At 67.6% G+C, this 10,777-nt stretch carries 12 protein-coding genes; 7 read left to right on the top strand and 5 right to left on the bottom strand.

Translation table 11 applies throughout. From position 1 onward, the window contains the following. The 4 genes from J2848_RS16350 to J2848_RS16335 all read left to right on the top strand — a co-directional run. A partial coding sequence (locus tag J2848_RS16350; protein ID WP_253568670.1) for an ABC transporter ATP-binding protein occupies positions 1-456 on the top strand: 456 nt, incomplete at its 5' end. 3 nt (positions 457-459) lie between these two features. Further along, a complete protein-coding gene (locus J2848_RS16345) occupies positions 460-1,170 on the top strand; it encodes an ABC transporter ATP-binding protein (protein ID WP_012978041.1) in 711 nt (236 codons plus the stop codon). A gap of 1 nt (position 1,171) precedes the next feature. Next, a complete protein-coding gene (locus tag J2848_RS16340) occupies positions 1,172-1,525 on the top strand; it encodes a DUF6867 family protein (RefSeq protein WP_253568668.1) in 354 nt (117 codons plus the stop codon). 172 nt (positions 1,526-1,697) lie between these two features. Beyond that, positions 1,698-2,798: a branched-chain amino acid ABC transporter substrate-binding protein gene (locus J2848_RS16335; RefSeq protein WP_149231728.1), complete on the top strand. Its 1,101-nt coding sequence runs from the start codon at positions 1,698-1,700 to the stop codon at positions 2,796-2,798. Positions 2,799-2,932: 134 nt separating this feature from the next. Here J2848_RS16335 and J2848_RS16330 read toward each other — a convergent pair whose 3' ends face one another. Continuing rightward, a complete protein-coding gene (locus J2848_RS16330) occupies positions 2,933-3,214 on the bottom strand; it encodes a hypothetical protein (protein WP_149231729.1) in 282 nt (93 codons plus the stop codon). Between the two features lie 228 nt (positions 3,215-3,442). Between J2848_RS16330 and J2848_RS16325 the strand changes: the two genes are divergently transcribed. Then, entirely contained in the window at positions 3,443-3,649 is a 207-nt protein-coding gene (locus J2848_RS16325; protein WP_042696427.1) for a hypothetical protein, read from the top strand. 6 nt (positions 3,650-3,655) lie between these two features. On the opposite strand, the gene J2848_RS16320 is transcribed toward J2848_RS16325, so the two are convergent. Further along, the gene (locus tag J2848_RS16320) at positions 3,656-4,756 is read right to left on the bottom strand and encodes an MBL fold metallo-hydrolase (protein WP_149231730.1); all 1,101 of its coding nucleotides are present in this window, start codon (positions 4,754-4,756) and stop codon (positions 3,656-3,658) included. 212 nt (positions 4,757-4,968) lie between these two features. On the opposite strand from J2848_RS16320, the gene J2848_RS16315 reads away from it, so the two are divergent. After that, a complete protein-coding gene (locus tag J2848_RS16315) occupies positions 4,969-6,012 on the top strand; it encodes an OmpA family protein (RefSeq protein WP_149231731.1) in 1,044 nt (347 codons plus the stop codon). Between the two features lie 167 nt (positions 6,013-6,179). After that, the gene (locus tag J2848_RS16310; protein ID WP_149231732.1) at positions 6,180-6,848 is read left to right on the top strand and encodes a response regulator transcription factor; all 669 of its coding nucleotides are present in this window, start codon (positions 6,180-6,182) and stop codon (positions 6,846-6,848) included. 13 nt (positions 6,849-6,861) lie between these two features. On the opposite strand, the gene J2848_RS16305 is transcribed toward J2848_RS16310, so the two are convergent. The 3 genes from J2848_RS16305 to J2848_RS16295 form a co-directional block, all read right to left on the bottom strand. Next, positions 6,862-7,581: a hypothetical protein gene (locus J2848_RS16305; RefSeq protein ID WP_149231733.1), complete on the bottom strand. Its 720-nt coding sequence runs from the start codon at positions 7,579-7,581 to the stop codon at positions 6,862-6,864. Between the two features lie 181 nt (positions 7,582-7,762). Further along, complete coding sequence (locus J2848_RS16300) at positions 7,763-9,097, bottom strand: TolC family outer membrane protein (protein ID WP_149231734.1); 1,335 nt, start codon at positions 9,095-9,097, stop codon at positions 7,763-7,765. Between the two features lie 149 nt (positions 9,098-9,246). After that, the gene (locus tag J2848_RS16295) at positions 9,247-10,653 is read right to left on the bottom strand and encodes an aminotransferase-like domain-containing protein (RefSeq protein ID WP_149231735.1); all 1,407 of its coding nucleotides are present in this window, start codon (positions 10,651-10,653) and stop codon (positions 9,247-9,249) included. Between the last annotated feature and the right edge of the window lie 124 nt (positions 10,654-10,777).

Here is a 10,777-nt window from a genome sequence, read left to right as displayed (position 1 = left end):
GCGAAATACTGGCTGGACCGGGTGCGGCTGACCGAGTTCGCCGACTGGGAAGCCGGCAACCTGCCCTATGGCGCCCAGCGCCGTCTGGAGATCGCGCGGGCGATGTGCACCGAGCCGGTGCTGCTGTGCCTGGACGAGCCGGCGGCCGGCCTGAACCCGCGCGAGTCGGGGGAGCTGGCCGAGATCCTGACCTTCATCCGCGACGTGCAGACGCCGCAGGGCCACCGCACCGGCGTGTTGCTGATCGAGCATGACATGAGCGTGGTGATGCGCATTTCCGACCATGTGGTGGTGCTGGACTATGGTCGGAAGATTTCCGACGGCGATCCGGAGCATGTGAAGAACGACCCGGCGGTGATCCGCGCCTATCTGGGCGAGGACGAGGACGAGGCGCTGCCGCCGGAGGTCGCCGCCGACCTGAACCTCGCCCCCACCACCAGCCAGAAGGGGGCCTGAGCCATGTTGAAGGTATCGGGCGTCCACACCTTCTACGGCGCCATCGAGGCGCTGAAGGGGATCGACATCGAGATCGGCGCCGGCGAGATCGTCTCGCTGATCGGCGCCAACGGGGCGGGCAAGTCGACGCTGCTGATGACGATCTGCGGCAGTCCGCGGGCGCGCCAGGGCCGGGTGTTCTTCGAGGGCGAGGACATCACCGACCTGCCGACCCACGAGATCGTGCGGCGCGGCATCGCGCAGTCTCCGGAAGGCCGGCGCATCTTCCCGCGGATGACGGTGCTGGAGAATCTGCAGATGGGGTCCATCGTGGCCCAGCCCGGCAGCTTCGAGCGCGAGCTGGAGCGGGTGCTGACGCTGTTCCCGCGGCTGAAGGAGCGCATCAACCAGCGCGCCGGGACGATGTCGGGCGGCGAGCAGCAGATGCTGGCGATCGGCCGGGCGCTGATGAGCCAGCCGCGTCTGCTGCTGCTGGACGAGCCGTCGCTGGGTCTGGCGCCGCTGATCGTGAAGCAGATCTTCCAGGTGATCCAGGAGATCAACCGGGAACAGAAGATGACGGTGTTCATGGTGGAGCAGAACGCCTTCCATGCGCTGAAGCTGGCGCACCGGGCCTATGTGATGGTGACGGGAAAGATCACGATGACGGGGACGGGCGCGCAGCTTCTGGCCGACCCGGAGGTGCGGTCCGCGTACCTGGAAGGGGGACACTGAGATGGAAACGATCCTTGGCTCTTCGCTTCCGGTGTTCGTGTTCCTGACGGTGCTGGTGTTCGGCGGCTGCGGGGTTCTGACCGGGCAGACGCTGGCCGAGGGGTGGAAGCCGGTCTCCAGCGTGCTGGCCTACTCGCTGCTGCTGGGGGTGGGCGACCGCTTCCTGGCCTGGGGCCTGTTCGGCGGGCAGCTGCTGTCCGTGTGGGGCTTCATCGTCCACACGGTGGTGATCGGCATCATCACGTTGACCGCCCACCGCATCGCCATCGCACGCCGCATGGTCAACCAGTATCCGTGGCTCTATGAGCGCGCCGGGCCGTTCGCTTGGCGCGACCGGACCGGGACTGCTGACTAGGCATAAGGAATTAGACCGTACGGCTGATTGGTGCCCGCGAAACTGTCGCACTGTGCGCCAGTTGGGGTATGGTATTCTGGAACCCGCCGGAGGGGACCCGGCGGCAAGGCCCGAAAGGGCCGGGGGTATGTTGCAACAGGGACCACTCATAGAACAGGGAGCAAGCACACCCATGAAATTCAAGCTGTCCCTTCTCGCCGCGATCGCGGCGACCGCGCTCTCCGCCACGGCTGCCAAGGCCGACATCGCGGTGGCCACCGCCGGCCCGATCACCGGCCAGTACGCCACCTTCGGCGAGCAGATGAAGAAGGGCATGGAGCAGGCCGTTGCGGACATCAACGCCGCCGGCGGTGTCCTGGGCCAGAAGCTGAAGCTGGAAGTCGGTGACGACGCCTGCGATCCCAAGCAGGCCGTCGCCGTCGCCAACCAGCTGGCCAAGGCCGGTGTGAAGTTCGTGGCCGGCCACTTCTGCTCGGGCTCGTCGATCCCGGCCAGCCAGGTCTATGCCGAAGAGGGCATGCTGCAGATCTCCCCGGCTTCGACCAACCCGAAGCTGACCGAGCAGGGCCTGAAGAATGTCTTCCGCGTCTGCGGCCGTGACGACCAGCAGGGCCTGATCGCCGGCAAGTATCTGCTGGACAAGTACAAGGGCAAGAACATCGCCATCCTGCACGACAAGTCGGCCTATGGTAAGGGTCTGGCCGACGAGACGCAGAAGGCGCTGAACGCCGGCGGCCAGAAGGAAGCCATCTACGAAGCCTACACGGCCGGTGAGAAGGATTATTCCGCTCTGGTTTCCAAGTTGAAGCAGGCGAACATCGATGCCGTCTACGTCGGTGGCTACCACACCGAGGCCGGCCTGATCGCCCGCCAGATGAAGGACCAGGGCCTGAAGGCCATCATCGTGTCGGGTGACGCGCTGGTGACCAACGAGTACTGGGCCATCACCGGCGACGCCGGCGAGGACACCATGATGACCTTCGGTCCGGATCCGCGCGAGAAGCCGGACGCCAAGGCCGTCGTGGAGAAGTTCCGCAAGGCCGGCTACGAGCCGGAGGGCTACACCCTGTACACCTACGCCGCTCTCCAGATCTGGGCGAACGCGGTGAAGCAGGCGAACTCGACCGACGTTGCCAAGGTTGCCGAAGTCATGCGCAAGGGCAGCTACGATACCGTCATCGGCAAGATCGGGTTCGACGCCAAGGGCGACGTCACCAGCCCGGCCTATGTCTGGTACAAGTGGCACAACGGCCAGTACGCCGAAGTGAAGTAAGCGAAACGCACCCGCGTTCCGCGAAAGGGGGTCGGCACTCTGTGCCGGCCCTTTTTTCTTTGGGGACTGGGAAGGCAGGCCCCGCACCCGATCCGCAGGGCCGCGACGGCGCGGCGGCCCTGCGTCATCCAGGGTCAGGGAATAGGTCGGGGAACATGCATGACACGGTGCTGGGCCACCGCCGGTTGCGCTGCGGCGATCGCCGAAGACGGGAGCCCGGTCGCCATGCGCCGGCCCGACCGCTCCGTCAGCAGTCGTTCGCAGGTGCGCATCACATCCCGCCAGAAGGCGGCGGCACGGGTGTGATTGGCGGCCGTGAGTTCGACAAGACGAACGCGGCTCATTCGAATCGCAGTCTCGCCCAGTTCATCAACCAGGCGCGTTGCGAAGACAAGCACGTCGAGATCGGTGTTCATGACCGCTATGAACCCACAGCCGCGACTTTTGTTCCACTCGGAAAGAGCCCTGCGGCAAAGGGTCATCGGGGGTGCCCCGGACGTGCTGCGTCGCAGCAACGCAAATGCGGCATCGGCAAAGGGTCACCGAACGGACACTCGCCACGGCAGGGGGGTTTTGTGCTTCAATGGCGCCCTTCGCGGCGACCGTGCTGGTCGCCGGTATGGGACGGGTTTTGGAGAACGAAAATGCGCAGGAAGCGCGAGGTGGTCGAGGGGCAGATTTATCGCAAGCTGTCCCCCAGCGGCGGCTATTGGGAAGTGATCGCCATCCGCAAGGACGGCATGGGCACCCAGCATGCCCAGATGAAACGCACCGACGACCCGAAGACGCTGAAGACCCTGTCGGTGGCGACCCTGCTCGATCCCCACGAGTTCGAGATCGTCACCGAATGACCGCCGTCAGGCCGGCGCCATAACGGCATTCCGGCGGGCAGACCGGCGGTAGAGGTCGGCGGGCCCACCGGCCAGGTCGCCAGCCTGCCCGGCGACCCGCTCCAACCGTCCCTTGCGGATCAGGTGGTTGAGATGCGCCACCGCCTCGCCCACGGCGAAGAGCATCTGCTGCGGGTCGAGCGGGCGTGGGAACAGCGCCCGCGTCACCGCGGCCGCGGTCCGGGGTTCCGCACACAGCGTCTCGATCTCGGTCAGCCGCTCGGCATGATGGAGTGCCAGTTCCTCCGCACGCCGGTGCAGGCCGTGGAAGGGACGCCCATGGGAGGGCAGGACCAGCGTGTCCGCGGGCAGGACGGTCCACCCCTCCAGACTGGCGAGATAGTCGGCGAGCGGATCGGCATCGGGCTCCGACGGCCAGACACTGATGTTCGGGCTGATGCGGGGCAGGATCTGGTCGCCGGAGATCAGCAGGTCCGGGCCGCTGGCGTCGGCCGGCCGGTGCAGGCTGACCGGCTCCGCCGTATGACCGCTGCCGCCGATCACCGTCCACTGGCGGTCGCCCACCGGCAGCCGGTCGCCGGCCCGCAGGCGGGTCAGCGTCGCCGGTACCGTGGGTACGCCGCGGCTGTAGGCGCCCTTGCGGGCGAGCAGCGATTGCAGCGCTTCCTCATCCAGCCCACAGCGGCGGTAGAAACGCTCGACCACCGCGTCGGTGGCCTCGTCGGTGCCGGCCGACAGGGTGCGGGCGAACAGCCATTCGGTCAGCGAGGTGGCGAAGCCGGCGCCCGTCCGTTCCACCAGCCAGCCGGCGGCGCCGATATGGTCGGGATGGAAATGGGTGACCACCACCCGCTCCACCGGCCGCCCGCCCAGCGCGTCGCGCAGCAGCACCTCCCACACCGCGCGGCTGCGCGGATCGCCCAGCCCGCAATCGACCAGCGTCCAGCCGGCAGCACCACCGTCCAGCGCCCAGACATTGATGTGGTCGAGCTGGAAGGGAAGGGACAGCCGGATCCACAGCACACCGGGCGCCACCTCCTGCCAGCCACCGGGCTCCGGCGTGGTGCAGAGGGGGTAGTCGACCAAACCGTACGGGGTACAAGGCATCGCGGTGTCTGTCCAAGCTATTGTTATCGCGTGAGAAAATTGCCAAAGAGCGGCTGAGGCAAATCTGCAACAGGGAAAATGGGCCTGCGGCAGCAGGATTGGAAGCCGCAGATCCGTATCCATTGTCGGGGCCGGAGCCCGTTCTGTCACGCATTTCGCCGCAGGCCGGGATGTCCCGATCCGCCAACGCCGTCAACGATGGGAACAAGAACATGACGATGCGTGGGATTCTGCTCGGCACGGCACTGGCCGTCGCCCTTCCTTCGCTGGCCATCCCGACCGCCGCCTTTGCCGGTACGGAAGGCTTCTATGTCGGTGCGGGGGCCGGCGTGAACTGGACCGAGGATGCCGACCTCGGCAGCTATCCGGCTGCGGGCCTGGGCCTGAAGGAGGAATTCAAGATCGGCGGGATCGGCGACCTGTCGGTCGGCTACGCCACCGCGATGGGCCTGCGGGCCGAGCTGGAGGCCGCCTGGCGGTGGCGCAACAGCGTCGACAGCACCAGCAGCGCCACCCCCGCCCTGAACAATTTGGGCGGCCGGATGAGTTCGGTCGCCTTCATGGGCAACCTGCTGTACGACGTCAACATCGGCCTGCCGATCACCCCCTACATCGGTGCCGGCGCCGGTATCGCCGGCGTTAAGCAGTCGCTGAACGGCGCCAGCGACCGCGACTGGGTCTTCGCCTATCAGGGCATCATCGGTGCGTCCTATGCGATCAACGACAATGTCGCGCTGACGCTGGATTACCGCTATTTCGCCACCGTCGATCCGGAGTTCGAACTGGGTCCGGTGACCTCGAAAGGCGAGTACCGCAACCACACCATCCTGGCCGGCCTGCGCTACAGCTTCGGCGGACCGGAGCGTGCCACGCCCATCGCCGCTCCCGCCCCGGCTGCGCCGCCGATGGCCGCCCAGCCGCAGAGCGAGTATCAGGTGTTCTTCGATTGGGACAAGGCGGTCATCACGCCGAATTCCGACAAGATCATCGGCGATGCCGCCGACGGTGCCAGCCGGGCCCGGGCGGTCCGCATCCAGGTGATCGGCCACACCGACACCTCGGGCGCGCCGTCCTACAACCAGAAGCTCTCGCTCCGCCGGGCCGAGGCGGTGCGCCAGGCGCTGATCAGGCACGGCACGCCGGCCAACATCATCACGATCGAAGGCGTCGGCGAGAACCAGCTGATGGTCCCGACCGGTCCGAACGTGCGCGAGCCGTCGAACCGCCGTGCCCAGATCATGATCAAAATCTCCTGAACGGCAAAGGGGGGAGGGGCAGCCGCCTCTCCCCGCCGGCGTCTGCAATCCTTCCAAGCATCGCGGCAATGGAACTAAGGCGCCGGATATGCGAAGGAGGTAGCGCGGACCGTTGCGTCAGCGTATGACGGTGCGGTACCCAAGGCATCTCCGGTCCGAGACGTTACATGCAGGTTCTGATCGCCGACGATCATTCCATCGTCCGCAGCGGCTTGACGCATCTGGTGGGTGAACTGGACGAGCAGGCCACCGTGGTGGCCGCCACCAGCTTCAGCCAATTGAACGCCATCCTTGATAGCGCGATGCAGGGCGGGGGAGCCGCCTTCGACCTGATCGTGATGGACCTGCGCATGCCGGGCCTGGGCGGGCTGGACGATGTGGAGGCGCTGGTCAGGCGCGTGGCGCCGGTCCCGGTCGCCATCTTCTCGATGATCGAGTCGCCGGACGAGATGCGCGCGGTGCTGTCGCGCGGCGTCCGGGCCTTCATTCCGAAATCGACCGATGACGTTCTGGTGGTTAACATCCTGCGGCTGGTGATGGCCGGCGGATCCTATGTGCCGCCGGTGCTGGGCATGCCGGGAGCCCCGGCCCCCGCGGCGGCCGGGGCTCCGCGTATGGCGACACCCAGCATCTTCGACGGGCTGACCCGCCGGCAGCTGGAGGTTCTGGATCTGCTGGCCCAGGGCCTGTCCAATCAGGAGATCGGCGAGCGGCTGGGCCTGAACCTGTCCACCGTCAAGACCCATGTCACCGGCGTCCTGAAGGCTCTGGGCGTCGGCAGCCGTACCCAGGCGGTCCTGCTGGTCAAGGAATCGGGACGAGACCGGCTGGTCTGAGGCGGCGAGCCGGTTATAGAATCGCGTTCAGCAGCGAGCCACGCCCGCCATAGCTGCCGCCGGACCCGCCCAGCAACATCGCCGACGGGTTGAGCGAGGCACTGCCCGCACCCAGGATCGACGCCAGCCCCTGAAGCTTGGTGTTGCCGCCGAAAGGGTTGTCGCCCTTGGCCGGCTGCTTGGCGATGGTGTCGTAGTCCTTGCTGTAGTTGCCCATGCGCAGCTGGACGCCATAGCTCTTGGCGTCCTTCACCGGCACGTCCTTGTCGCGGGCGATGCGCAGGGTGTAGTCGCCCTTGTCCAGCGACATCTGGCCGGATTTCAGCTTCTGGAAGGCATCATAGGTGGCGCCGGCATCCTTGTTGCTGTCGGCGATGATCTTGCCGCCGCGGTCCATCAGCTGAAGCCGGACGCCGGCATCGCCGACCGTCCCCAGCGTCACCGGGCCGGAGGTGGTGACGTTGAACTTGTAGAAGTCGGCGGGATCGTTGGAGGCCAGCGAACTGAAGACGTTCAACCGGCTGGTGTCCTTTACCAGGGTGCCGATGTTCGTCGCGAAGGGAGCGGTGTTCATCGCCGACTTGGCGACGTTCTGCTCGTATTCCTGGACCTTGCCGGTCGCACCACCATTGCCCGCTGCCTGTTGCTGCACGCGCTTGACCGCGGCGTCGATCGACTGCTGCAGGCTCTGGGCCATGCTGCCGACATCGGCGTAACTGGACAGTCCGACCATGGTGCGTTCCCCTCGTTCCGCATTCCCGTCAGGAAATGACGATCGGAGGGTTTGCAGGATGTGGGCCAGAGTTAAGGCGTTGATCTGAAAAGGCTTGGGGCGGCCTTCTCCGTGCCGGGCGGCAGGTTTGGACCGGCGGGGCGGCAGGATTTTCCCATGAGTGCCCCACCGGGCGCGTCCCTCACCGTTTTTCTTTCGTCAGGCCCAGCTGTTCCGGCGACAGCTGTCCGCAGGCCGACAGCAGCTGGAAAGCGGCGACCGTTTCGTCGCGCTGGGCGGTCACCAGATTGACGCGGCTGTTCAGGAGTTCCTGTTCCTGGTCCAGCACGTCGAGCAAGGTGCGGCTGCCCACCTTCGCCTCCTCCCGCAGGCCTTCCAGCGCGGTCTGGGCGGCCCTGATCTGGTCGCGGTAGGACTGGACGTTCGCTCTCGCGGTCTCCAGAGCGGCCCAGGCGGTGACGGCGCTTTCCACACTCTGGTTGCCCTGGTCCTGCGTCTGTAGGCGGTATTGCTGCGCGGTCTGTTTCGCCTCGCGCACCTGGGAGTCCGGCAGGCCGGCCTGATAGAGCGGGGCCACCACCTGCACCTTGGCGGTCAGGCTGTCGGAACGGGTATAGTTCACTCCATCGTCCTGGCCGGGGTCCCAGGTCCGCGACCCGCTGGCCGACAGGCTGGCGGACGGCAGCAATTGGCCGAACTGCTGGTCGATCCGATGGCGCTGGGCGTCTTCGCTGTAGGCGGCGCTGAGGACCGACGGGTTGTTGGCCCTGGCGAGGGACGCCGCCTGCTCGATCGTCCGGGGAAGGCGGAAGGACGGCTTGGGCGAGGCGAGCGTGCCCGGTGCGGTGCCGACCAGCCGTTCGAAGGTGGCACGCGCGTTCGCCAGCGTGCCTTCGGCGGCAAGCCGCGAGGCGACGGCCTGGGCAAGGCGGGAGTCGGCCTGTGCCACGTCGGTGCGCGTGTATTCACCGACCCGGGCGCGGTCCTGCGCCGCCTTGAGCTGCCGTTGAAGGAGCTTTTCGTTGGCGGTGTTCAGTGCCACCAGCTCCTGGTTCTTGACCACGTCCAGATAGGCGGTCGCCGCGTTCAGCAGCACGGTCTGTTCGGTCGCCAGCAGGGTCGCCCGCTCCGCCTCCACCAGCCGCTCCGCCCGGCGCACGGCAGGGGCGACGGTGGCATCGTAGAGGGGCTGGCTGGCGCTGATCGACGCGCTCTTCGCGTTGGTTTCGGTGCGGTCGCCGCCACCGGCCTGATAGCGCGTGTTGGTCAAATCGCGGCTGATGCCCAGCGTGGCCGTCACCGTCGGCCTGTAGCCTGACATCGCCTGCGGAATCTGCTCGTCCACCGCGCGCAGGCGAGCCTGTTCGGCGGCGAGCGTCGGGTTGGTTGCCTCGGCACGCGACAGGGCCTCCTGCAAGGTCATCGCCCCGGCCGGTGCCACGAACAGCATGATGCCTGCCAGCATGGTGCCCGCTGCCAGCGCGATGCCGCTGACCCGCCAAGACTCTGCATTCATGGTCCCGCAAATCCTTCCGCAACAGGGTTCCTGCCGTCCGGCGGACCCCATTCGCGGAGTTGGGGGCCGGCGCCCGGCAGCAATGCTTGCTACGGCGGTTTGGGGCAGGACCCTGCGGCCGGGCAGCCATGCAGGAGGGGACGTTGCGGTTACACGATGGACAGCATCGCCGCTGCCGGTGCGTCGATCGCATCGGCAAGGGCGCGCAGGCCGCGGGCGGCCTCGTCGCGGCTGCGCGGCATGCACAGACCGACACGCACCGCATGGGGCGCACTGGCGCGGCCAACGGCGAAGGCGTCGGCGCCGGTGACGATCACCCCGCGGCGGCGGGCTTCGCCGATGAAATCCTCGCGGCGCCAGGGTTCGGGCAGGACCAGCCACAGATGCTGGGCCGCCGGGTGGCCGTAGACGGTCTCCGCCGGCAGGATCGAGCGGGCGAGCCGCTGGCGGGCCAGATCCTCTTCCCGCTGGGTGGCGACGATGCGGTCGGCGGTGCCGTCCTGGATCCAGCGCGCCGCCACCTCCGCCGGCAGGGCGGGCGCGGAATATTGCAGGGCGCGGATGGCGGTCTCGACGCGGGTGCGCAGTTCCGGCGGGGCGACGACGAAGCCCAGCCGGAGCCCGGCGGCGAGGCTCTTCGACACGCTGGACACATAGAGCGTGATGTCGGGCGCCATGGTCTGCATCGGCACGGCATCCGGCACCATGAAGCCGAACACGTCGTCCTCGATCAGGATCACGCCATAGCGGCGGGCGATCTCGACGATCTCGCGCCGACGGGCGGCGGGCATGACGACCGCCGTCGGATTTTGCAGGGTCGGCACCAGGTAGACCGCCTTCGGCCCCAGCCGGCGGCAGGCGCTGTCGAAGGCGTCGGGCACCAGCCCGTGCTCGTCGATGGCCACCCCTTCCAGATGATAGCCCTGGGTGGCGGCCAGCGCCTTGGTGCCGATGTTGGTCAGCCGCTCGGCCAGGATGACGTCGCCGGGGCGGGCGACGGCGGCCAGCGCCACGGCCAGGGCGTTCTGCGCGCCGGTGGTCAGCAGCACCGACTCCGGCGTCGCCTTCACCCGGTGCTGGCGCTCCAGCCAGGCGGCGGCGGCGGCGCGATGGTCGGGCAGGCCGGCATGCGGGCCGTAGCCGATCAGCACCGCCGCATGTCCGGAGGCCGCGATGGCGGACAGCGTCTGGCCGAAGGTCTGCACCGCCACCGCATGTTCGGGATGGACCGTGGTCATGTTGACGATGGCCGGACCGGCCGAGACTTCCCCGGCTGGCGGCCAGCCGAGCGGCAGGGGAGTGGCCGGCGGACGTTGCCCCTGGACGAAGGTGCCGCGGCCGACCTCGCCGCCGATCAGCCCGCGCTTTTCGGCCTCCGTATAGGCGCGCGTCACCGTGCCCACCGTCACGCCGAGGCGGAAGGCAAGGTCGCGGTGCGTCGGCAGCCGCGTGCCGGTCGGCAGCACGCCCTCCGCGATGTCATCGGCCAGCGCGTCGGCGATGACGCGGTAGAGCGGGCCGGGACGGCCCTCCAGGTTCGGGGTCCAGTTTGTCATGGAGACAAATGTGGCATTGTCCCGAGCTGCTGGCAAGGTCCGCGCGATTGTCCCTATCGGTGGGTAGTGCGGGACAGAACAATCTGCCACTGCCTGTCGCAGTTCCGTTACACTCCACCTTGTA

The organism is Azospirillum lipoferum, assembly GCF_024170005.1.
Taxonomy (GTDB): Bacteria; Pseudomonadota; Alphaproteobacteria; order Azospirillales; family Azospirillaceae; genus Azospirillum; species Azospirillum lipoferum.
Note: the sequence above shows the minus strand (reverse complement) of the source record. Positions and strands in the feature narration are given on the sequence as shown.

What these genes read in the sequence shown, in the direction of transcription:
- J2848_RS16345 (WP_012978041.1), top strand. Translation starts at nt 460, where the DNA reads ATGTTGAAGGTATCGGGCGTCCACACCTTCTACGGCGCCATCGAGGCG.
- J2848_RS16340 (WP_253568668.1), top strand. Translation starts at nt 1,172, where the DNA reads ATGGAAACGATCCTTGGCTCTTCGCTTCCGGTGTTCGTGTTCCTGACG.
- J2848_RS16335 (WP_149231728.1), top strand. Translation starts at nt 1,698, where the DNA reads ATGAAATTCAAGCTGTCCCTTCTCGCCGCGATCGCGGCGACCGCGCTC.
- J2848_RS16330 (WP_149231729.1), bottom strand. Translation starts at nt 3,214, where the DNA reads ATGAACACCGATCTCGACGTGCTTGTCTTCGCAACGCGCCTGGTTGAT.
- J2848_RS16325 (WP_042696427.1), top strand. Translation starts at nt 3,443, where the DNA reads ATGCGCAGGAAGCGCGAGGTGGTCGAGGGGCAGATTTATCGCAAGCTG.
- J2848_RS16320 (WP_149231730.1), bottom strand. Translation starts at nt 4,756, where the DNA reads ATGCCTTGTACCCCGTACGGTTTGGTCGACTACCCCCTCTGCACCACG.
- J2848_RS16315 (WP_149231731.1), top strand. Translation starts at nt 4,969, where the DNA reads ATGACGATGCGTGGGATTCTGCTCGGCACGGCACTGGCCGTCGCCCTT.
- J2848_RS16310 (WP_149231732.1), top strand. Translation starts at nt 6,180, where the DNA reads ATGCAGGTTCTGATCGCCGACGATCATTCCATCGTCCGCAGCGGCTTG.
- J2848_RS16305 (WP_149231733.1), bottom strand. Translation starts at nt 7,581, where the DNA reads ATGGTCGGACTGTCCAGTTACGCCGATGTCGGCAGCATGGCCCAGAGC.
- J2848_RS16300 (WP_149231734.1), bottom strand. Translation starts at nt 9,097, where the DNA reads ATGAATGCAGAGTCTTGGCGGGTCAGCGGCATCGCGCTGGCAGCGGGC.
- J2848_RS16295 (WP_149231735.1), bottom strand. Translation starts at nt 10,653, where the DNA reads ATGACAAACTGGACCCCGAACCTGGAGGGCCGTCCCGGCCCGCTCTAC.